Origin of the sequence: Sphingomonas sp. CFBP 13733, assembly GCF_014841795.1 — a bacterium.
Classification (GTDB): domain Bacteria; phylum Pseudomonadota; class Alphaproteobacteria; order Sphingomonadales; family Sphingomonadaceae; genus Sphingomonas; species Sphingomonas aerolata.
On sequence record NZ_JACYUP010000001.1, the window covers coordinates 158,217 to 180,663 of the forward strand.

A 22,447-nucleotide genomic window follows, 5' to 3' on the forward strand; every position below is an offset into this window, starting at 1 on the left:
CTTCTGAACTGCCTCGATCGCGTTGGGCAGGTGCGCGATGCAGCGCTGCAGTTACGCACTCAAGCTGCGCTAACGCTGGCCTAGATCAGCCATTCGAAACCACGCTTCAGTCGTGCAGCACCATTGGTGTCGAACGGGTGACCATGAGCGAAGATCACCCGGTCAGGCTTGAGCGCCTCGATCGCTCGCACCGCCTTTCGAGCATCCGCGCCGCCTAGCCGTACTGGTAGCCGAAGGTACCGTGCGGTCGTGCCGTCCGTGGCGGCGAAGGCCTGCATCAATAGCCGCGTGACAGGCGGCAGCTTGTCAGGATCGAGGTTTTCGATGAGGTCGACAAGCACGAGCGTCCTAGTCTGCCGGTGGAAGAACCAAATCTCGTTGAAGCCAGCGCCCGCCGGCACCATGCCTTGATCAAGTGTGTCCGACCATTCCACCGGGGCCGTTCCACCGAGTTCGGCATCGAACCGCACCGACGATGCGCGGACCTGTGCCCGGTCCCGCAGCCCTGGCGCAGCCCAGGTGGTCGCATCCGGGTAGGCCCGTTGCCAATCGGCAATGTAGGTCCAGTGCGCGATGTTGGGGGCAACGAGATGCCGTACCCGGCCCAGCGCTTCGATCGCCTTGGCCAGCGCGGCCGAATAGGGGGTCGGCGAGTGTAAAAGCAGATCGCCGTTTTCGAGGCGGACGATCGTCATGCGCACGGGCAGCGCCAGGCCCATCGCGTTTATTGGTCCGCTGTCGACGATCCAGACGCCCTCGGCAAAAGCTTTCGGGACATCCAGTGGCGGGTAGGTCGCGCGATGCCGGGCTTGGGTATCGTCCGGGCGTCGATGACTGTCCGCCAACGTCCAAAATCCTATAGCGGCAACGCCGACGACACCCGCCGCGGCGGCGATCCGACGCCGTCTGCGCCCCTTCGAGGACGCCTCGTCGGCAAAGAAGCGTCGCATGTCCGACAGCAGGAGCCCGGGCTGTTCGAGCGCCGCGAAATGGCCGCCGGCCTCCATCTCGCTCCAGTGGACGATGTTGTAGGTCTTGCGCGCCTGCGAGCGCGGAGGAGGCGGGAAGACGGGGTCGGGGAACGCTGCGACGCCGGTCGGCACCTTGATACGGCTGCCTGCGGGAAGTTCGCCCGAACCCTCCAGCATGCGGCCGCGATACATCCAGGTGGACGTGATGAAGGACCCCTCGACGAGGTACAGCATGATGTTGGTGAGGAGCGTATCTTCGTCGAACGCCTGCCAGAGATCGGGCCTACCCTGTTCATCACGCGGAACGTCCGCCCAAGCGCCGAACTTTTCCAGAATCCAGGCGGCAACGCCGACGGGGCTGTCCGACATGGCAATGCCGAGCGTCTGCGGACGCGTGCCTTGTTCGTGCGCGTAGCCGGTTTCTTCTTTCGCCAGCGTCGCCCGTCGTGTCGCCCAGGCGAGTTCGTCGGGCGTCTTCGGCGATATGTCCGCCGCCTGAAGGAGAACCATGTTGAGGTGCAGCGCTGCCACGGCTTCGGGATGATCGTGCGCCATCCAGCTTCCGATCGCCGCGCCCCAGTCACCACCTTGCACCAGATAGCGCGCATCACCGAAAAGCTCGGTCATCAGACCGTGCATCAACTCGCCTGTTCGGCGCGGTCCGATCGGCGCGGCAGGGCGCCCGGAAAAGGCGTAGCCCGGAAGCGAGGGCACGACGACGTCATGGCCGTCGGCGACCAATGGCGCGATGAGCGCCTCGAATTCCATGAACGAGCCCGGCCAGCCATGCAGTAGGAGCAGGGGTGGGCGCGACCCATCGCCCCGCGCATGAATGAAGTGAAGCTTTTCGCCCAGCACCTCGGTCGTGAACTGGGGTAGAGCATTCAGCCGACGTTCCTGTGCGCGCCAGTCGAACCGCATGCGCCAATGGTCCACCAGCCGCTTGAGGTCCGCAAGCCCGACCCCTGACGTCCAGCTTCCGGCGTCCGGCAGCGCGCCCCAGTCGAACGATGCGACCTTGGCGTTGATGCCGGCGAGCCGCTCGTCGGGTACTGCAATCGTAAAGGGCTTTGCCATCTCGTGTCCTAGCGTTCCAAGGGCGCGCCCCCCGTCTCGAGCAACACCAACGCACTCACCTGCGTCGCGTTCAAATCGGCCGGCAATCGGTAGCGAGAGCACCTCTCGAAGCTCGAGTCCGATACAGTAAGATAGGTTCTGCGGCGCTCGTGGGACACCGCAGCGACTTCAGAACGTTGAGGGGCTATGCATGATGACAGGCCAGCCCCTCCGACGCGACAGCGTCCTCCCGCCGACGCTGTGCGGCCAAGCACCTCGAGCATGGTCCAATGAGCGCGGACCAACCGCTCGCCGGACACCGGGTCGTGATCACCGGTGCATCGAGCGGTATCGGCGCGGCTACGGCGGTGGCCTTCGCGGCGGCGGGCGCACGGGTCGTCCTGGGTGCCCGCGGCAGGGAAGGGCTGGACGACGTCGCTAGCCGCTGTGCCGCGGCGGGCAGCACCGCGATCGTCCGGCCCGTCGACTGTACCGATGCAGCCGCGGTGGCGACATTCGCTGCCGAGGCCCGCGACCTGCTCGGTGGCATCGATCTGTGGTTCAGCTGCGAGGGCGTCGGCGTGCTCGGCCGGTACGAAGACGTGCCGATCGCAGACCATGCGCGCGTCGTCGACGTGAACCTCGTCGCTCACATGAATGATGTGCACGCGGTGCTGCCGATCTTCCTGGCGCAGGATCGCGGCACCTGGGTCAACATGATCTCGGCCGGCGGCTTCGTCGCCACGCCGTATGCGGCGGCCTATTCAGCGAGCAAGTTCGGGTTGCGCGGGTTCAGTGCGGCACTCCGCGGCGAGGTGTCGAAGCGCCCGCACATCCATATATGCGACGTCTGTCCGACCTTCGTCGACACGCCCGGCGTCGACCACGCCGGCAACTATACGGGCGCACGGCTCGCGTTGCCGCCGGGTTCGCTCGCACCCGAGACGGTTGCGAAGGCCGTCGTGCGGCTTGCCACGCGACCACGCAATCTCACCGCAGTCGGCGCGCCGGCGATCGCCTTCAAGCTGGGGGAGTTCGCGGCGCCGAACCTGCTGGCGGCGATCCTGAGCGGCTTCCTCGACACCTGGTCAGCGCGCGCACCCGACGGCGACGACAGCGACGGGGTATTGTTCGACCCCGGCGTCGCAGCCGGTCCGGATGGCGGCCGGCGCGATCCGCACCGGGGGCGCAAGGTCGCGGCTGCGACGTCCGGTATCGCGGTGCTCGGCCTTGCGGGTATCGGCATCTGGCTCGGTCGTCGCCGGTGAGCGACAACGACCACGAGCCTTCACTCGCGCCCGGCCAGGAGAGCGTGTGGCACTTTCCCCGCCCGGCTGTTGCCGAAGCGAGCGAGCGATGGATCCGTATCGAGCATCACGGTGTCCTCGTCGCCGATACGCGCCGGGCTGTCCGCACGCTGGAGACCAGTCACCCGCCCAGCTGGTACCTGCCGCCCGACGCTCTGAGCCCAAGCCTGCTTCGCCCTTCGGAGCGACGTTCGTTCTGCGAGTGGAAGGGCCACGCGGTCTATTGGCATCTGGCGATCGGCGGCGAGGTTCTGCGCGACGTGGCGTGGAGCTATCCGGACCCGACGCCGGCCTTTGCGGTATTGCGCGACCATGTCGCCTTCTACGCCGGTCCGCTCGATAGATGCACAGTGGACGGCGAGCAGGTGGTTCCGCAGCCCGGCGGGTTTTACGGCGGGTGGATCACGTCAGACCTTGTGGGGCCGTTCAAAGGCATACCGGGCAGCATGGGATGGTGACGGCCGTCCTGCCTGCCGGTCTTCGCGACTGGCGAGAAGCGCCGCGCGTGCGGGTGCTGAACGATCGCGCGGTGAACGTCGGCGGCCGTTACGTCCTGTGCTGGCTGCAGCAGGCGCTGCGGGCTCGCGACAATCCGGTGATCGATGCGAGCATTCTGCTCGGCAACGCGCTCGGTCTGCCGGTCCTGGTGTACCACGGCGTGCGCGAGGATTATCCCTATGCCTCCGACCGGCTGCACCATTTCATTCTGGCGGCGAGCCGCGACCTTGGTACCGGGTGTGGAAGCCGCGGTCTGGCCTGCGTTCAGCACGTCGATCGGGCTGGGCACCGCGAAAAAGGTCTTGTGCACCGGCTTGGCGCCGATGCGGCGGCGATCATAGTGGAGGACCAACCGACCTTCGTCGCCCGCTGGCAGTCCGATAGGGTCGCTGCCCGGGCCGCCGCACCGGTCTACGCGGTCGAGGCCGCTTGCCTGGTACCCCCAGCCGTGCTCGGTGACGACATCCGGGGACGGTCGGGCTTCCTGCGACGCCACGAACCCGAGCGCTCCAACTGGGTGGAGACGGAGGAGGTGGTGCCGGAACAGCCCGCCTATGCCGGAACGCTGGCCTTCACGCCCGACACGTTGGACACATGCGATCTCGACGCGCTGGTGACGAGTCTGGAGATCGATCATACGGTGCCGGTCAGCGCCATGCACCCGGCCGGCCGGGGGGCGGCAGAGGACCGGTTGCGGCGGCTGGTGACCGAGGTGCTGCCCGGCTATGCATCAGCGCGCAACGACGCCACGCGCGCGGACGGCGCCAGCGGATTGTCGCCCTATCTGCACTTTGGTGTGCTGGGCCCGCGCGAGGTGATGGCCGCGGTCGCCGCGGCTGATGCAGGTAGCAGGCACAAGGCAAAGTTCGCCGACGAGCTTCTCGGATGGCGCGAGTGGTTCCACTATCAGGCGCAGGATCTTGCCGCGCCGGAGCGCTACGACCGCGTCGCCGGCTGGGCAGTCGACACGCTTGCAGATCATGCCGCCGATGGCCGCCCCGAGCTGGAGACGTTGAGCGCGATGCTCCACGGCGAAACGCGCGACGAGACCTGGAATGCCTGCCAGAAGCAATTTCTAGTCGACGGCTGGATGCACAACAATTTGCGGATGTACTGGGGCAAACGTATCATCGCGATGACGCCCAGCCCGGAAGCGGCATGGTCCACAGCCTGCTATCTCAACGACCGACTCAGCCTCGACGGTCGCGACCCGTCGACCTACGGCAACATCGCCGCGACGTTCGCGGGCTCGCCATCGGACCGCGAACGACCGATCTACGGGCGCGTCTCGACACGCAGTGACGGCTCCACCCGGCGCAGGGACGGCGGCGACGAATGGCTCGCTGCGGCAGCGTCAAGGGCGGTGCCGCGGGTATCGGTTCCGGCGGAGGTGCCGGTCGATCCATATCTCACCGGCGAGCCGACCGTCTGAGCGGTCGTGCGACAGGGGGGCTTTGACCTGCAGATGCGGCCGAACAAACGCCTGCATTCCCGGCCTCTCTGCCATAGCTTCCCATGCGTCACCACCGCGCCCGTCTTCAGAATGCCAATGATTTGCTGCTTTACCCGTCCATTCCGAGTGCGGATCCCGGTTCCAAATCGAGGGGAAAAACGGGGCGCGTCTCATCCGGCGCCCGCTGGCTTTCTCTCGCATTGGTTTGTCAGGATCGCGGATAGTCGATCGCCGAAAGTCGGAGCCGCCCGACCCGACCGAGCCTGCGTCCCACGAAAAAACGGGGCGGCCGTGCGCCGCCCCAAGGGGGGGTGTTAGCGACCAATGTACCGGTCGATCGAGGGTGTCCGATCGGCACGCTGCTCGTTATTTGCGTTTTCCCCGTATCTGTTCGATCACGTCCGCAGCAGCATAGATTGTCGGCTGCACGTTGAGTCCTGGGAATGTAGCCTGGTCGCCCGATCCCATCTGGATCACGACCGTGGTCTGTGCAGACTGGCTCGGACGCCAGCGTTCCAACACCTGATAGGGAACGTCACCGCCGCCAAAACCACCCGTCGTAGGGCCATTTGGCACGGCTGCATCGGCCACCCCGGGAGGGCTGCCCGCCTGACTGGCCGACCCCATCGAAGCGCTGGCGCCGGTCCCTGTAGAGAAGCTCGGCCCGGTTTTGTCGCGCAGGTCGGAGCCGCCACCGGCAGTAAGGTCGCGCGTCTCGGCCTTGATGACGGCGAACCACTCCTTACCCGCATCCTGGGTGAGTTCCGCCGCCCGCAACATGGCGAATTTGGCGACATCATCGGGCTTTGCGCCTTTTGCGCCGGTGTAGACGATGGTTACCCTGCCGTCGGCGCCAACGGACGACTGATAACCAACGTCACTTGCCGCCTTCGCTGCCTTATACCCCTTTTGCGCAGCAGCCGGGGTGCAGATCATTGCCGCTACTATCAGGACTGCATATTTCATCATGCCCTCCATCACGAAAGAAGATCGGGACGGTTTCGACCGTCCCGATCGCATAGCCTCAATACTGCAACAGGATGCCGAAGACGATTCGCCGATCGTTCAAGAAACTGAACCGATCATACAATTGTCCGCTCTGGTCGATTTGCACGCGCGCCTTGCTTTTCGTGTCGAGGATGTTGGCGACCGACGTGCGCAGCGTCAGGGGGCCGATCCTGTATCGAACCGAAGCGTCAAGGAACCCGGCCGCTGAATTGTAGACGGGGTTGCCCGTCACATAGTCGCGGTAGGTCGTGAGGTATTTCGAGCGCCAGTTATACGCCAGACGCATCTCGAGCGCGGAGTCCTGATAAATTCCAACGACGTTGAGGATGTGATCGGATTGTCCGAGAAGATCATCGACGCCGAACCGGAAGAAGGTCGTCTGGTCATCGACGTTCCCGTCGCCATCACTGTCGACGCCGTTCGCAGGCGGTGTCGTCGACGAGTCGATATAGGTATAGTTTCCCTGGAAGCCGAGATGGCTCAGCACGCCCGGTAACTTGTCGAAGAACTGCTGGTAGCTGACCTCGATGCCTTTGACCTTGGCCTTGGCCTGATTCACCTGCCCGTTGTAGATGATATTGACGGTCTGCCCGTCAAGCGTCGTCGTTCCCAACGCCAGATCGCCATTCGTGACGATATTGGACAAGCTCTTGTAGAATCCGGCGACGGAGAAATATCCCCCGCGGAAATAGCGCTCGATCGAGAGATCGAAGCTGTCGGCCGTGGTTGGTCGCAGCAGCGGATTTCCGCGATTTACGCGGATGTCGCCTGCCGTGATGTTCTGCGCACCCCGATCAATGCCGAACAGCGGGTCATTCTCATCGGTGATCGGCGGGAAGTTCACGCGGTTCGTGGTCACGACATATTCCTGCGACGCGCGCAGATCCTGTACGTTCGGCCGGCTTAGCCCCTTGCTGTACGCGAACCGGACGAGTTGCTGCGAGTCGACATTCCAGCGCAGGTTGAAGGACGGAAGCCAGTTCTCGTTGGTCTGCTTGAAGCTGATCGGTACGGCCGCCTGAGCCCCGTACGCGATTGACTGGGGCAGAAAGTCCGCGGGATCGTCGCGGCTCTCCGCATCATCGGTTCTGGTCCGCTCCAGGACACCATCGCCATCGGTGTCGGCAAACGCGGGTGTCTGGGCATCGGCCACGAATGGCCGGAACGCCTGGAACCCGGTCGATCGCAATTTGGTGCGGACGTATCGGACGCCGAAGTTTGCGGCGATCGACATGCCGTTGTCGAACTCGTGCTTGAGATCAAGGCGAGCGTACGCGTTCGCTGTCTGCTCCGTGATGTTGGACGTGTCCTCGGGGCGGAATATGGGGACCCCGAATTTACTGCCGTCGTCCGTACCCCTGGGTACCCAGTTGTAATTGGCGTTGGCCAGCTGCGGCTCTGCGTTCAGATATTTGCGGAATGCGGAATAGTCGTTGAGAAGTGCGGAGTTCGCAAAGACGAAGGTCTGGTTCGGACCTTCGACCACGCCGCCCCGGAAGAAGTTGGCGAAGCTGATGGCCTCCGCAGCCTTGGCGGGTTCCTGAAAGGTGCCGACCACGCCGTAACCGCCGCGGCCATCCCATGCAGGCGAGATGGCACCCCAGTTCAGCGCCATCTCCGAGTTCGTCTGACTCCGCTCGGAGTAGCGACCGCCGAATTTGACGCTGTCGAACCAGCCGGCAAGTCCGTCACTCCCCGACACGTCGTACGCGGTATCGGCACGGAAGGCGTAGAGATCGCCCTTGCCGACCTGGAACTGGTCGGCCGCAAATTGCCAGGTCGTGCCGTTCAAATCGCCGGCCGATGTCGGCGACGCGAGCGGATTGGCATCGCTGTCACCGCTGAAGCGCGTATTGCCCGGATTGAAGCGATGGGCCGGGTTGACCGAAAAGGCGATCCGCGGATTGTCGAGATCGGGCGCAATCTGCCAGTCGAGATAGGTGTTGAAGCCGCCCCAGATCTGACGCTGCCGTGCGCTTGCCTTGGTATATTGGCCGTCGACCGTCACCAGCAGGCGTTCGGTCGGCTGCCACCGCAGATTGAGGCTGAAATCCTCGGTCTTGCTCTCTTCCGTCCTGCCGATGCCGAGCGATCCGACCGGCGATCCCACCGCGCCCGTCCAGGCATCGATCCGGTTGGTGACGAAGCCCGACTCCATCAGACCGCCGCGGATCGGGATCAGCGTCTCGCAGTCGCCAGGGTTCGAGGGAAAGCCGCCCGCGCCGCTGCACATGGCGACACCATCAGATCCGAAACCAGGCTTCACGCTGAGGTTGCTGATCCCCGCCGTCGTGCCCGTATCGTGCTCGGGGAACCACTCGAACGTCCGCTCGATGCTGTCCGTGTCCTCCTCAACCCGGATATATTTGGCCGTGAGTTGCAGCGTATCATTCTTCCACTGCAGCGCGCCGTAATAGCTTCGACGATCACGATCGACATCGTTCGTACGCAACTGAAATCCCGGCGTCGTACCAAGGATGCGTGACGGATCGACGCCCGTGAACTCGGACAGCTTCGCCGCGCCGGTCAGGCTTGTCTGCGGAACGTTTCCGGTCGCGTCGAGGACGCGCGGAAACGGCGAATTCTGCTGCCAGCCGTTGATACGCGAACTCAGCTTCGACCGTGAAACCGACGCTACCACGCCGAATTCACCGATCCCCGTCTTCCATCTGCTGCCGCCCGTGATGCTGCCCGAGGGCGACGACTTCTTGCGAAGGTCGGTGTAGGTATTATCCGCCGAGATCGCCAGAAACGGCTTCTGGCGATCGAACGGTTCCAGGGTGCGCAGGTTGATCGTGCCGCTGATGCCGCCCTCGATGAGATCGGCCGTCTGGTTCTTGTACACATCGACTGCGCCGATGAGCTCCGGCGGAATACTCGAGAAATCGAGCACGCGCCCGCCATTGGCGCTGAACGCGTCGCGGCCGTTAAACTCGGAGCGGACAAAGCCCAGACCGCGGATCAGGTTGCCCTGGCCTTCGGGTGAGGGGAAGTCGGGTGACGCGCCGCCGGTCGCGAACCGCGAGATCGTCACGCCCGGGACGCGCCCGAGCGCCTCTGCCACCGACAGATCGGGCAAGGTGGCGATGTCGGAGGCTGTGATCGAGTCGACGACCGTGTCGGCGTTGCGCTTGATGTCCTTCGCGCTTTCGAGTGCGGCGCGGATGCCCCTTACGACGATGTCCTCGGTCGTCGTCTCGTCGAGCTCGGTCGTCTGAGGCGCGGTCGCCGGGTCGGTATCCGGCAAACCGGATTTCGGCGGCGAGGTCTGCTCGTTTGCCGGTGACGAAACCGTCTGGGCCATGGCTGGTGACCCGATCAACGCTATTGAGAGCGCCGAAGTCGAAAGCAGAAAACGCTTGGTCGAGCTTGATAACGCCGGAAAAACCGAATTTTGCATCACAGCATCCCCTCTTTGTCCGGTTTGTTCCGGGCTTCCTCCTCACCTGCGCCAGCTTCTGAGTGATCTGAGCTTTTGAGCTCTTCATCACGACCGGTCGTCAAATGTAAGAGTAATGCTACGTCCGCTTTCTGCGACAATCAAGACCTGAATATTGCGACAGAATGCTTGTCTTTTAATCACTTGCCGACGTTCGCGACCGCGCTTGCCTTCCCGAGCTCAGGCTTTAATCAGGCGTAAGGCGCCAATAGGCGCGGGGGACAGGAGGGGCAGCGGCGATGCCATATTGTGGTGCACCCGCAAGATACGTGGTGGGCGTTCGTGGCAGAACAGTCTGACATTAGCAGCATCTGCATTGTCGGCGGCGGCACCGCAGGATGGATGGCCGCGGCCGCCCTGGCGGCCAAGCTGGCGGGGCTCCCGATAGCGATCACTTTGGTCGAGTCGGACGAGATCGGCACCGTGGGCGTTGGCGAAGCGACGCTGCCGCATATTCGAGCATTCAACCTCGCGCTCGGCATCGACGAAGCGGAAATGATGCGGGCGACGGAGGCCACCTACAAACTGGGGATCGAGTTTTGCGACTGGGGCCGCCGCGGCGATCGATATATCCACCCGTTCGGGGATTTCGGGCCGACGACCAACGACGTGCCCTTCTATCAATACTGGCTGAAGCTGCGCCAATCGGGAGACCGGAGCCGGATCGACGAATATAGTTACCCGGTCATCGCCGCGGAGCAGGGCCGCTTTCGACGGCCCTCTGGTGACCTGGACGCCGTCGAGTCGACCTTTGGTTATGCCTATCAGTTCGACGCGGGGCTCTATGCGCGATTTCTCCGAGGCTTTGCCGAGAAAAGGGGGGTGTCGCGCACCGAGGGGAGGGTGGTCAGGGTCGTACAGGACGGTGAAACCGGCTTTGTGCGCGATGTCGTGCTGACGAACGGCACGACGCTATCCGCCGACCTGTTCATCGACTGCTCCGGATTTCGCGGACTGCTGATCGAGACCGCCCTGCAGAGCGGCTATGACGATTGGAGCGCATGGCTGCCGTGCAATCGGGCGATCGCGGTCCCGACGCAGAGCAATGGCGCGCTGCGCCCGTTCACCCGGGCGACCGCACGCACCGCCGGGTGGCAGTGGCGGATCCCGCTGCAACACCGTGTCGGCAACGGCCATGTCTATTGCAGCAGCTTCATTTCCGATGACGAGGCGCATGACCAGCTCGTTGCCGGGCTCGACGCACCGATGCAGGCTGAACCGCGCCGGCTGTCGTTCACGACGGGGCGGCGGCGCGAGTTCTGGAAAAAGAACGTCGTGGCGATCGGGCTGGCAGGCGGCTTCCTCGAGCCGCTCGAGTCGACGTCGATCAACCTGATCCAGGATGGCATCACCGAACTGCTCGCGGTCTTCCCGGACAAGGGGTTCGGGGCGCGCGACATCGCGGAATATAACCGGCGCATAGGCCTTCACTATGAGCGCATCCGCGACTTCCTGCTGCTGCATTACGTCGCGACGCAACGTGACGACAGCGAGATGTGGCGGCATTTCCGCAATCTTCGCCTTCCCGACAGCCTGTCCGAGCGGATCGAGGCCTGGCGTACCCGCGGTCACCTGATCCAGTACGAGTTCGGCCTTTTCCTGTCGCCGAGCTGGGTCGCGGTGTTCCTGGGTCAGAATCTCGTTCCCGAGCGGCATGATCCGCGCGTCGAGAACATAAGCGTCGATGCTCTGACGGCCAGAGCGATGGATGTGCGCGCGAAGGTAGATGCTGCGGTAAGGCGGACACCCGAGCACACCGCCTTTATCCGGGAAAGCGGAGGAGCGGCGCGTCTGGCCGTTGCCGGGGCTTGATCGACGGACCGGGCGCATCCGCTGCGTTTACCTCGGGCAACGGCGTCAGCCACGTCTTGGTCTGCGGCGGAGGGCTTGCCGCCTGGATGACGGTCGCGACGCTTGCGCGCCAGCTCCCGGACACCGTGCAGATCACCTTTGCAGAGATCGATAGCGATCACCGGTGCACCGACCTCTTCTACGGTAGCGTCTCCGGTCCGGGCAGCTATGCGTTCAATCTGGCGGCCGGTGTCACCGAACCCGCTCTCGTACTTGGCAGTTCCGCCGCCTTTTCCTGGGGCAGCAATTATGCGCACTGGGCCGAAGGCGGGCGATCCTGGATCCAGTGCTTCAACCTGGCGCTGCCGGTGATCGACGGCGTCCTGATGCACCAGTATCTGGTACAGCAGGGCATGACGCGGCTTGACCCGTTTCTTCTCGGTGCCGTCGCGGGAAGTCGGGGCACGTTTGCGCATCCCCCGCGATCACCTGGTGCTGCCGGTCAGCAGCCGCTGGCGCGTGCGGAATATGGCTATCATTTCGACCCGGCAAGTCACGCCCGGTGTTTCGCCGCCGCCGTACCGCCCGGCCGCATCCACCATCTGAAGGGGGCGCTGACCCGGGTCACGGTGGGCGACGGAGCGATCACCGGCATCGCGCTCGATGGTGCCGAATCGGTGACGGCCGACCTGTATCTCGATTGCAGCGGACCGTCGGCCGAACTCCTCTCCCGACTCGACTCCCCTTGGCTGGGCGGGCGCGCGCTGCAGATCTCCGCAGACGACGTGGCCGAGGCCCGGCTCGGCCCGCCCGTTCGCACTGTTGCGTTTCGCGACGAGGGCTGGACAGCGCAGACGCCGCTGCGCGGATCGACGCGGTCGCTGACGGTCTCCGATGCAACTGCGTCGTGCAACACAATAGGCGGGCTGAGCGCGTCTGCGACGCTCGGGCGGCGCCGACGGGCCTGGGCGGGGAACTGTGTCGGTATCGGACACGCGGCCGGCATCGTCGAGCCCCTCACACCGGCCCCCATGATGCTGCTCGAACGCGACATCGAACGGCTGATGACGCTGATCCCCGTTTCAACTGCGTCGATGACCGTCGAAGAACGCGAATATAACCGCAGGCATGGCGAGGATCACGATCATGCGTTGCGCTTCACCCGCGCGCTTCTCGAAACGTCCGCCTTGCCGGACAGCGATTTCTGGCGCGCCGCGCGCGTCACGCCGGACGCGGAACTCGAGCACAAGCTCGCGATGTTCGCCGAACGCGGGTTGCTCGTCTCCTACGATCTCGAGCCCTTTCATCCCGAGGACTGGCTGATCATGCACTTCGGTATCGGCCGACGTCCGCGACGCCATGATCGCCTGGCGGACCGCGCCGATGCCAAACGGGTCCGCCGCTATCTCGACGATGCGGCACAGCAGGTCGCGAGTGCCGCCGCCGCGTTGCCGTCGAACCACGTCTACATGACTCAACTGGAACGCTATCTCCGCCAGGATCCACGCAAATGACGCAGGCCCCCCTAGGATCCATCGTCATCGTCGGCGGCGGCTCGGCCGGCTGGATGACCGCCGCCGCGCTTTCCAGCCTTGTCGAAAGCAAGGACGTGTCCATCACGGTCATCGAGTCCGATGCGATCGGCACCGTTGGTGTCGGAGAGGCCACCATTCCGGACATGCTGGTCTTCAACCAGATGCTCGGCATCAGCGAAGCCGAGTTCATGCGTGCCACCGAGGCGACGTTCAAACTCGGGATCGAGTTCGTCGACTGGGGTCACAAGGGCGACCGCTACATTCACCCCTTTGGCCAGCACGGTGTCGACATGGAGGGGATCGACTTCCACCAATATTGGCTGCGCCTGAACAGGGATGGCGGCACTGCACCGATCGAGGACTACAGCCTCTCCGCGGTTGCCGCCGGCGCGGGTCGCTTCGCCCTGCCTGACCCGAACCCGCGATCGGTGTTCTCGCATCTTCGCTATGCCTATCACTTCGATGCGACGCTGTACGCGCGATATCTGCGGCGTTACGCCGAAAAGCGGGGCGTCAAGCGCATCGAGGGCGTGGTGAATGCGGTTCACCGGACCGCGCAGGGCGACGGCATCGCCGCCGTGACGATGGACTCGGGTGCGCAGGTCAAGGGCGACTTCTTCTTCGACTGCACGGGATTTCGCGCGCTGCTGACCGGGCAGACGCTCGACATCGATTTCGTCGACTGGAGCGCGTGGCTGCCGTGCGACAGCGCGCTGGCGGTGCCGAGCGCGCATGTCGGACCGCCCCCGCCCTATACCCGTTCCACGGCGCGCCCCGCCGGTTGGCAGTGGCGGATCCCGACGCAACGCCGCGTCGGCAATGGCCACATCTACAGCCGCAGCTTCATGGACGATGACGAAGCGGAGAGGGTCCTGCGCAAGGGGGTCGAGGGCACGCTTCTTGCAGAGCCCCGCTCGATCCGTTTCAAGGCCGGGCACCGGCGGCAGTTTTGGCGCGGCAATTGTATCGCGATCGGGCTTGCCGCTGGTTTTCTGGAGCCGCTTGAGTCGACGTCGCTGTATCTGATCCAGGAAGGAATCAGCCGCTTCATCTCGCTGTTTCCCAACGGGGATATGCCCGATATACTCCGAGTAGAATATAATCGTTACATGCAGAAAAAATTCGAGCAGGTACGAGACTTTATCGTGCTGCACTATGTCGCGACGAACAGGGACGATACGCCGTTCTGGCGCTATTGCCGGACCATGACCGTGCCGGACAGCCTCAGGCACAAGTTGGACCTGTTCCGCGAAACGGGGCGCATCTTCCGCTATGATGACGAGCTTTTTGCCCGCCCGAGCTGGGTGGCGGTGATGCTGGGCCAGGGAATCATGCCCAAACGATGCGATCCGATCGTCGCGGCGCTGCCCGCGCGCGACGTGGCGAACAGCCTGCAATTCATGGCGTCGGCGATGAAGGACGCTGCATCGCGCATGCCGACACATGCGAGCTTCCTTGCGTCCTACTGCGCCGCGACGGAGGGCTGAGTGATGGACGAACTTGCCATTCGCAGGATCGTGGTGGTCGGTGGCGGCACCGCCGGGTGGATGGCGGCTGCAGCCCTGTCCCGCGTCCTGGGTCGCGCGGTCGAGATCGAGCTGATCGAATCAGAGGCGATCGGGACGGTCGGCGTCGGCGAAGCGACCATCCCGCACCTGCAATATTTCAATAGGCTGCTCGGGATCGACGAGGACGATTTCGTCCGCCGCACCGCCGCGACGTTCAAGCTGGGGATCGAGTTCGTCGATTGGGGTCGCATCGGCGACCGCTATTTTCATCCGTTCGGCACCTATGGTCAGGAAATGGAGGGTTTGCACTTCCATCATTTCTGGCTGCGTCAGGCTCAACTCGGAGGGGCTCTCGAACTCGACCGATTCAGCATCGGCGCCGATGCCGCGCGGGCCCAGCGTTTTCAGCGTCCCGACCACAGCCGCGCCGGCTCGCCGCTCGGGACGATCAGTTACGCGTTCCAGTTCGACGCATCGCTTTACGCCCGCTACCTGCGCGAGCGGGCCGAGGCCGGTGGCGTGAGGTGCACCGAAGGGCGCATCGTCGATGTCGCCCTCGAAAGCAGCAATGGTCATGTCGAGGCGGTGACACTGGAGGACGGCAGCCGCGTTGCGGGCGACCTGTTCATCGACTGTTCGGGCTTTCGCGGCCTCCTGATCAGCGAAGCGCTTGGCGCCGGCTTCGAGGACTGGAGCCATTGGCTGCCCTGCGATCGCGCGGTGGCGCGCGCCTGCCGCCGGACCATCGACCCGCTGCCGTATACCCGCGCCACCGCCAAGGCGGCCGGCTGGCAATGGCGCATCCCGCTCCAGTCCCGCACCGGCAACGGCTACGTGTACTGCTCCGATCACCTGAGCGATGATGCAGCGCTCGCCGGTCTGAACGCCGCGCTCGACGGTGATCCTCTGTCGGAGCCCAACTTCCTGAAGTTCAAGGCCGGCGTCCGTCACAAGGCCTGGGACCGCAACGTCGTGGCGCTCGGTCTCGCGAGCGGCTTTCTCGAACCGCTCGAATCGACATCGATCCACCTGATCCAGTCAGCCATTGCGCGCCTGCTGACCAACTTTCCGGATCGTCGCTTTAACCAGCACGACATCGACTATTATAATCGCCGCACGCGCGTCCAATATGAGCAGGTGCGCGACTTCATCATCCTGCATTATGCCACCACGACCCGCGATGATTCGCCGCTGTGGCGGTACTGCCGGAGCATGGCGTTGCCCACGTCGCTCGAAGAGCGCATCGCGATATTTCGCGAGAATGGCCGGCTATATCGCCACGACAATGAACTGTTCAGCGAGACGAGCTGGCTCGCGGTCATGCATGGGCAGGGGCTTGTTCCAAGGCGCTACCATCCACTCGCCGATCTGCTGCCCCAAGGCGAACTCGACAAGCGCATGGCGCACATTGCAAATGCGATGCGGCTGGCGGTCGAACGCATGCCGTCGCACCAGCAGTTCCTCGACCAGATCGGTCGCACTGCGGCTTGACGTCCGGGCGGCAGAGGTGACACCGGGAAGGCTTATCGCGCGCTTAATGCGTGGAGCAGATACTGCTTGATGCGATCCGTCCGCGATGGCGACTCCGCTCCGAGCACCCCGCGTGCTGCCTCGGGCAGGTGATCGGCAACCCGGTCGGCCGCGTCGTCGAACACATAGTGATCAAACCATTTCCGCCACACCGCGCGTTCGCGCGGCGGTAGGTCGCGTACGGCCATCAGGGCGTGGATCATCGCGGTAAACGGACTCGTCGCCTCGGTCCCTTCGGCCCAATAATTCACCAATATGTTGAGCGGCTCGTACGAGCGCACATTGTGCCACCACAGTGCCGGAATGAAGATCGCGTCGCCGGGCCCAAGGTCCGCGACCCGCGCATGGCGCATCGCCTCGGCAAAGCGCGGGTAGCGTTCCAGGTCGGGTTCATCGGGGTCGACCATGCTCGCCGGCTGCCCCGCCATCGTATGATCGAGCGGCCCTACGTAAAGATTTTCGAGCTGCTCGGGTGGGAACAGGACGAAGCGGCGACGGCCCGCCGCGACGCACGCCAGGTTTGCCGATCCGTCGTAATGGGTCGAAATCCGGGTCGTGTTGCCGATCCACACCCGTGCCTTCGCGCCCGGTAGCGTCAGGTCGAGCGGGTTTGCCTCGCTCCAGCCGGGCAGGAGCTGTCCTGTCGGCGCAGACCCAGCATAGAGAACGGGCGCCGCGGGATCGTTTTCAAACCGAAGCAATTCCGACAACAGCAACCGCAACGGAACCATCTGACGGTTGAAGTTGAAACCCTGGACGGCATCGTCGTAGAAGAAGCGGCCCTGTATCTCCGGCCGCCCCGCCATCACCTGAACAGGGACACCACCGTCGAACTTCTCCATGTATTGCGCCGCATGCCGGGCGCCGCCGTGTGCCGCCACGACGGATGGCCAGTTGGAGACTTGAGCACGCAGGACGACCGGCTCACCACGGTTCAGGATCTCGGCTTCAAACGTTGCTGAGTCCACCCGCGCACGCTCGGCAAGCGGGCGCGCCCAGTCCAGATTGCTCACCCCTCGTCATCCTTTCATCCCGCCCCGCCAAGAAGTTTGGCGCTGCGCTACCCCGGTTTCTCCGGATATAACTGGCTGGGAAGCTGGTGGCGACCGCGTATTCGATCTTCGAACGTCCGCTCAACGGGGAGCAATGGCCGAGCCCCGAGAAACGCGACGCCCTAGATCAGGCCGCGGCCCTCGATTTTTACGACCGGAACGAAGCCGTCGCCGCGGTCGGCGGGCATTGCGAAATGCAGGCCGTGCGGGTCGCGGCGGTGCGCTATGCGGTCGCCGCCGAGCAACGTTACGCGCTCGACGACGCCGTCGGCGAAGCGGTGGCGTGCAAGGGCCTCGATCGTCACGTCGCCGCGTGGCCAGCCGAGGAACAGCGCATAGAGCGCGCCCTTGTTCGTGGTGAAGCGCACGTCGCGCGGCGTGAACACCCCTGCAGACTGCTCGTTCTGCATGCCCGTCTGCAGTTTGGTCGGGCCTTCGCCGTAGATCCGCCACGGTCGCGAGCCGAAGATCGCCTCGTCATTGATCGCGATCCAGCGGCTCATGCCGTCGAGGATCTTTTCCTCCTCGCCGTCGATCGAGCCGTCGCCGGGCTGCGGGATCGAGAGCAACAAATTGCCGTTCTTCGACACCACGTCGGCAAGCCGCTGGATGACCTGCTCGGCGGTCTTGTAGCTTTTGTCGTTCAGGCGCGCGACATTGTAGAACCAGTCGCCGATACAGGTATCGGTCTGCCACGGCTCGTCCCACAGATGGTCGGTGAAGCCGCGTTCGACGTCCTGCACCAGGCCAAACCGGGCATAGGGTTTCAGCTGCTTGGCGGTCAGCACGACATCAATCTTGCCGTGCCAAGCGATCGACCGGTTATAGTAATCCGCCGCCGCCTGCAGCCCGATCGGGCCGAACGGCAGCTCGTAATCGTCGAAATAGCAGAAGTCCGGCTTGTATTTGTCGATCAGGTCGGTCTGCCGGAGCAGCCATTTCGCGGCATAGGACGGGTCGTTCGGCGGCGGCGTCTCGATCCACTGGCCGTCATGCGCATCGTGCCAGGCGTTCATCGCCGCTATCGTGTCGATGCCGTTCGGCAGGACCGCGTGCGCGCCCGTATAGAGCTGTTGCGGATCGAGCCCGTCCCACCATGTGCCGTGGCCATCGGCGGCCCGCAGCGTGAACGCGTCGTAGCGCTGTCCCTTGCGCGGGCCGACCGGATCATAGCCATAGGCGGTCTGATACCAGTGCCAGCTGTGCGCCGCGTGGTTCGAGACGCCGAACTTCAGCCCGGCCTTGCGCGCGGCCTTCTCCCAGATGCCGACGACGTCGCGCTTCGGTCCGAGGCGAAGCGAATTCCAGGCGTGATAGCGACTGTCGTAGCAGTCGAGATTGTCGTGATGATTTGCGAGCGAGACGAAATATTTCGCCCCCGCCTTGGCATAGCGCGCGATCAGCGCGTCGGGGTCCCAGCGCGCTGCGGTCCAGCGGTTCATCACCTCCATCATCCCCGATCGGGTCGGATGGCCATAGGTCTTGAGGTGATGTTCGTACGCTGGATGGCCCTGCATATACATGAAGCGCCCATACCAGTCGCCTTGCTCGGGCACCGATTGCGGGCCCCAATGCGACCACAGGCCAAGCTTCGCATCACGAAACCACTCGGGGTAGCGATAGTGATCGACCAGCGATTGCCAGGTTGGCTGCACCGGGCCCCGCGCCAGCCCCATCGGGCTCTGTGCGAGCGCATGGGTTGCGGGTCCGAGTGCAGCAATACCGGCGAGAACCGACCGACGGCTGAGGTCGATGCTCACGGAGTTGCGACGGATCTGGCGGGCGCGCCGTCAACGCGCGCGCCCGTTGACGTCGGCAACTCCATCAGGAGCTGTGCGATGACGCGGCTACCGATCACTTCGGTGCTACGATCTGGACCAGGGATGCGGCGTCCTGCCCGGTCGGCAGCTTGCCCGACGCGGTCAGGCGCCGGGTCTTGTCGTCCCAGCGGAGGGTCGCCTTGCGTCCGCCCTTGGTCCGATAGTCGTTGGTCACGCCGTCGTCGTCGTAGAGCGCGAAACTGGCATCCGCGCCGGGATAGACGCGAATGGCCTCAAGCGACTGCGCCGTCGCGGTGCTCGGGACCTGGACGCCCATCGGGATGATCGACCCGGCGCGCACGAACAGCGGGATCCTGTCGATCGCTGCGTTCGCGGTGACGGTCTGCCCACCGGTGAAGCGCTGGTTGGTCCAGTAATCATACCAGTCTGCCCCGGCCGGCAGATAGACCTGGCGACTGGTCTTGCCCTGTTCGGTGACGGGGGCGACGAGGAAGGCGGGCCCGAACATATATTCATCGCCCATGTCGGCGACGTTGGGATCGTTCGGGAAATCCATGAACAGCGCGCGCATCATCGGCGCATTGCTATCATAGGTGTGGCGCCCGAGCGAATAGATGTACGGCATCAGCGAATAGCGCAGCTTCAGGAAGTTCGCGAGGACCGGCTCGGCCGCGGTCCCATATTCCCAGAGCGCGGTGGCCGGGCGCTGGCCGTGGATCCGCAAGGTCGGCGTGAACACGCTATAGGCGAACCAGCGTGTGAACAGCTCGGGATAATCAGCATAGTCGGGCGCCATCGCGGTCGCGCCCGCCGGATCGAGCAGCACCTGACGGGTCGCCTTGGGCCCGTTCGGCCATTGCCAGCCGCCGATGTCGCTGCCCCAATAGGCCATGCCGCTCGCGGTGAAGCCGAGTCCGGCGGGCACCTGCCGGTGCAGCGCCTCCCAGGTCGACTTGATGTCCGACGACCAGAACAGCCCGCCATTGCGCTGGGCGCCCAGATAGGCGGCGCGCGACAGGATCAGGTTGCGCATCGTGGGGCGATCCCGTGCCGACCCGTCCGCGACGCTCATCGTGTGGAGCAGCGGGAAGACGTTGTGATAACGGTCGCCCGAACCGATCGAATAGAAGCTGCCGTCGGGCACGAGATCGGGCTCGGTCTCGTCGAGCCAGAACCAGTCGAAGCCCTGGCTGGCGATATTGTCGCGGATTCGCTCCCAGAACCAGTTGCGCGCGTCGGGGTTGGTGCTGTCGAGCAAGGCGCCTGCACGATCGGATCGGATCGGCAGGCCGTCGACGGCGTTGCCATCCTTGTCCTTCAGCAGCCAGGACTTGCTCGACAGCAGATTGAAGTAGCGCGATTCCTTCTCGAAACGGGGCCAGACGCTGATGATCGAGTGCATCCCCATCGCCTTGAGCTTGTCGTTCATGCCCTTGGGGTCGGGAAAATAGGTGCGGTCGATGTCGAGCTGACCCATGCGCGACCAGTAGAACCAGTCGAGCACCATGATGTCGAGCGGCAGGCCGCGGCTGCGATACCCGTCAGCGATGCCGAGCAGTTCCTTCTCCGTCTCGTACCGCGCCTTGCTTTGGATAAGCCCGAACGCGGCCTTTGGCGGCAGCGGGGTCGTCCCGGTCAGCGTGGCGTAGCCGGCATAGATCTCGTCGGTGGTGGCGCCGGTGATGACGAAGAACGAGACGCGCTCGCCGACTTCCGACTGCCAGTGCGTCGCACTGTGCAGGCCAGGGGACACGACGGTCGAGGATGGATTGTCCCAGACGATGCCATAGCCCTTGTTGGTGACCATGAACGGCACGCAGACCGTCTCGCCCGCGGGCGCATCGTAATTGTGGCGGCAGTCGATCGTGCGGCCGCGCAGGTCGAGCTTGCCTTCCTGGTTCTGGCCCAGCCCGTAATAATGCTCGTCGGCGGGGGAGGCGAAGCTTGCACCGACGCGGAACGTCTTTTCGCCGTTGACGGTATGCGGCCCCATCTCCCACCCGGTCATCTGCGTCAGCATCGTGCCGTCGGGCTTGCGGATCGTCACCGACACCGGCGGCAGCGATGGCGCGAAATAGCGCTCCATCTGCGTGGGGGCCTTGGGCCAGGGCTTGGCATCGACCGAAAGCGACAGCGCAGCGGACGTGAAGATATCGGCCCCTGCATCGTTGCGGTGCGTCCAGCCCGCGGCATTGGGCTTGGCGTTGGGACCGTCGCCGGGGGGGGCGTCGACCTGCCCGCGGTCGGTTGCGATCGTAACGCGGACGATGTTGGGGGCATAGGCCTCGACTGAAACCAGGCTGCCGTTGCGATCGACCGTCGCGATCGGCGCCGCAAAACCGCTCGTCGCAATCGTCGCCAGCGAAACCCCAATGGCAAATCGCGCGATCAGGCGCGACCAGCCCGGCGATACCGTGCTGCGGGAATCGTCGGACGGCTGCGTGACGACACGGGATGGGGCGATATGCATTGAAATCCTCTCCGCGGGTCTGTGCCCGTTATGGTACCGCAAACTTCGCCAAAGCGGCAAATTTGTCGTATAATTGCAGGTCCGCGCTACAGATCAACCAAATTCTCCGCCAAAAATATGACTTGTCAGACAATTCGCCCATTGATACCGATACCACACTTCGACCGCAGAGCGCTTCATGGCTCAAACTGCGGCACAAATTTCGAACGGTGGTCCGTTCGGTATCCTGGGGAGATAGTGTTTGAACCGCGTAAAATTCCGTTCGGCTTGTATGCTCAAGGCTCTGGCAAGCGGGGCATCTGCCCTCGCAATTGTCTCGGTATTCACGGTAGCCGCGAGCGCCCAGCAGGCGCCCGCTATCGTTCCCGACACGGCCGAAGAGGTCGCCCCGTCACCGATCGATCAGGGCGCGCAAGCAGGTACCGTCGCACCGAGCGGCGACGTTGCGAATGCGGATGCGGATGCGGACATCGTGGTCACCGGGGTCCGCGCCAGCCTTCGGAGCGCACAGGCGCGCAAGCGCAACGCCAGTCAGATCATCGATTCGATCGTTGCAGAAGACATTGGCAAGCTGCCCGACAACAATGTGTCCGAGGCGCTGCAGCGGATCAGCGGCATCCAGATCGAGCGTAACCAGGGCGAGGGCAGCCGGATCGCGATCCGCGGCCTGACCCAGGTCCGTACCGAGCTGAACGGTCGCGACTATTTCACCGCGGGCGACGGCCGCACGATCAGCCTTGAGGATATCCCCTCCGAACTGCTCGCCGGGATCGACGTCTACAAGAACCCTGCCGCCGACGTGATCGAGGGCGGTCTGGGTGGCACGGTCAACCTGCGCACGCGGATGCCGTTCGACTTTTCGAAGCCGACGATCAGCGGCAGCGCGCGTGTCACGCATCACGACCTGGCGGACAAGACCAAGACCTCGTTCTCCGGTCTGATCACCGACACCTACCAGACCGGTCTGGGCGAGATCGGCTTCCTGCTCAACGGATCGCTCCAGCGCGGCGCCTATCGTACCGATGCCTTGTCGATCGAGCCATATTAG

The 22,447-nt window shown here is 64.2% G+C and carries 14 protein-coding genes; 8 read left to right on the forward strand and 6 right to left on the reverse strand.

All coding sequences use genetic code 11. The annotated features are described in order from the left end of the window. Positions 1-80 precede the first annotated feature (80 nt). Positions 81-2,048 carry an alpha/beta fold hydrolase gene (locus tag IFT71_RS21135; RefSeq protein WP_206757430.1) on the reverse strand — a complete coding sequence of 656 codons (1,968 nt, stop codon included), beginning with the start codon at positions 2,046-2,048 and terminating at the stop codon, positions 81-83. Positions 2,049-2,317: 269 nt separating this feature from the next. On the opposite strand from IFT71_RS21135, the gene IFT71_RS00605 reads away from it, so the two are divergent. From IFT71_RS00605 to IFT71_RS00615, 3 genes are all read left to right on the forward strand, one after another. Next, a complete protein-coding gene (locus IFT71_RS00605; protein WP_192138778.1) occupies positions 2,318-3,295 on the forward strand; it encodes an SDR family oxidoreductase in 978 nt (325 codons plus the stop codon). Next, entirely contained in the window at positions 3,292-3,792 is a 501-nt protein-coding gene (locus tag IFT71_RS00610) for a DUF427 domain-containing protein (RefSeq protein ID WP_192138779.1), read from the forward strand. The genes IFT71_RS00605 and IFT71_RS00610 overlap by 4 nt, the downstream gene beginning before the upstream one ends. Positions 3,793-3,863: 71 nt before the next feature. Continuing rightward, positions 3,864-5,264, forward strand: coding sequence for a DNA photolyase (locus IFT71_RS00615; RefSeq protein WP_342212560.1), 1,401 nt, complete (start codon positions 3,864-3,866; stop codon positions 5,262-5,264). Between the two features lie 387 nt (positions 5,265-5,651). Here the strand turns inward: IFT71_RS00615 and IFT71_RS00620 are convergent, their stop codons facing one another. Together IFT71_RS00620 and IFT71_RS00625 are read right to left on the reverse strand one after the other, a co-directional pair. Continuing rightward, entirely contained in the window at positions 5,652-6,251 is a 600-nt protein-coding gene (locus tag IFT71_RS00620; RefSeq protein ID WP_192138781.1) for a CC0125/CC1285 family lipoprotein, read from the reverse strand. A 58-nt stretch (positions 6,252-6,309) separates the two neighbouring features. Next, positions 6,310-9,597: a TonB-dependent receptor gene (locus IFT71_RS00625; RefSeq protein WP_197975978.1), complete on the reverse strand. Its 3,288-nt coding sequence runs from the start codon at positions 9,595-9,597 to the stop codon at positions 6,310-6,312. 417 nt (positions 9,598-10,014) lie between these two features. Here IFT71_RS00625 and IFT71_RS00630 point away from each other — a divergent pair, with 417 nt between their 5' ends. From IFT71_RS00630 to IFT71_RS00645, 4 genes are read left to right on the forward strand one after another with little or no spacing between them, the layout of a single operon-like run. Next, entirely contained in the window at positions 10,015-11,544 is a 1,530-nt protein-coding gene (locus IFT71_RS00630) for a tryptophan halogenase family protein (protein ID WP_342212561.1), read from the forward strand. Continuing rightward, entirely contained in the window at positions 11,541-13,037 is a 1,497-nt protein-coding gene (locus tag IFT71_RS00635) for a tryptophan 7-halogenase (RefSeq protein WP_192138784.1), read from the forward strand. The genes IFT71_RS00630 and IFT71_RS00635 overlap by 4 nt, the downstream gene beginning before the upstream one ends. Beyond that, positions 13,034-14,545, forward strand: coding sequence for a tryptophan halogenase family protein (locus tag IFT71_RS00640; RefSeq protein ID WP_192138785.1), 1,512 nt, complete (start codon positions 13,034-13,036; stop codon positions 14,543-14,545). Before IFT71_RS00635 ends, IFT71_RS00640 begins: the two co-directional genes overlap by 4 nt. A gap of 3 nt (positions 14,546-14,548) precedes the next feature. After that, positions 14,549-16,057: a tryptophan halogenase family protein gene (locus tag IFT71_RS00645; protein ID WP_192139221.1), complete on the forward strand. Its 1,509-nt coding sequence runs from the start codon at positions 14,549-14,551 to the stop codon at positions 16,055-16,057. A gap of 32 nt (positions 16,058-16,089) precedes the next feature. On the opposite strand, the gene IFT71_RS00650 is transcribed toward IFT71_RS00645, so the two are convergent. The 3 genes from IFT71_RS00650 to IFT71_RS00660 all read right to left on the reverse strand — a co-directional run bounded on the left by IFT71_RS00650 (position 16,090) and on the right by IFT71_RS00660 (position 21,399). Next, complete coding sequence (locus IFT71_RS00650; protein ID WP_342212562.1) at positions 16,090-17,109, reverse strand: cupin-like domain-containing protein; 1,020 nt, start codon at positions 17,107-17,109, stop codon at positions 16,090-16,092. A gap of 161 nt (positions 17,110-17,270) precedes the next feature. Beyond that, entirely contained in the window at positions 17,271-18,902 is a 1,632-nt protein-coding gene (locus IFT71_RS00655) for an alpha-L-fucosidase (protein ID WP_342212589.1), read from the reverse strand. Positions 18,903-19,002: 100 nt separating this feature from the next. Beyond that, entirely contained in the window at positions 19,003-21,399 is a 2,397-nt protein-coding gene (locus tag IFT71_RS00660; RefSeq protein WP_192138786.1) for a glycoside hydrolase family 31 protein, read from the reverse strand. Between the two features lie 271 nt (positions 21,400-21,670). Here IFT71_RS00660 and IFT71_RS00665 point away from each other — a divergent pair, with 271 nt between their 5' ends. Further along, positions 21,671-22,447 (forward strand): TonB-dependent receptor plug domain-containing protein, encoded by a 777-nt coding sequence (locus tag IFT71_RS00665; protein WP_192138787.1) that lies wholly within the window; start codon positions 21,671-21,673, stop codon positions 22,445-22,447.

Bases quoted from the DNA above. Each gene is read 5' to 3' on its own strand.
- IFT71_RS21135 (WP_206757430.1), bottom strand. From the start codon at position 2,048: ATGGCAAAGCCCTTTACGATTGCAGTACCCGACGAGCGGCTCGCCGGC.
- IFT71_RS00605 (WP_192138778.1), top strand. From the start codon at position 2,318: ATGAGCGCGGACCAACCGCTCGCCGGACACCGGGTCGTGATCACCGGT.
- IFT71_RS00620 (WP_192138781.1), bottom strand. From the start codon at position 6,251: ATGAAATATGCAGTCCTGATAGTAGCGGCAATGATCTGCACCCCGGCT.
- IFT71_RS00625 (WP_197975978.1), bottom strand. From the start codon at position 9,597: ATGGCCCAGACGGTTTCGTCACCGGCAAACGAGCAGACCTCGCCGCCG.
- IFT71_RS00640 (WP_192138785.1), top strand. From the start codon at position 13,034: ATGACGCAGGCCCCCCTAGGATCCATCGTCATCGTCGGCGGCGGCTCG.
- IFT71_RS00645 (WP_192139221.1), top strand. From the start codon at position 14,549: ATGGACGAACTTGCCATTCGCAGGATCGTGGTGGTCGGTGGCGGCACC.
- IFT71_RS00660 (WP_192138786.1), bottom strand. From the start codon at position 21,399: ATGCATATCGCCCCATCCCGTGTCGTCACGCAGCCGTCCGACGATTCC.
- IFT71_RS00665 (WP_192138787.1), top strand. From the start codon at position 21,671: ATGCTCAAGGCTCTGGCAAGCGGGGCATCTGCCCTCGCAATTGTCTCG.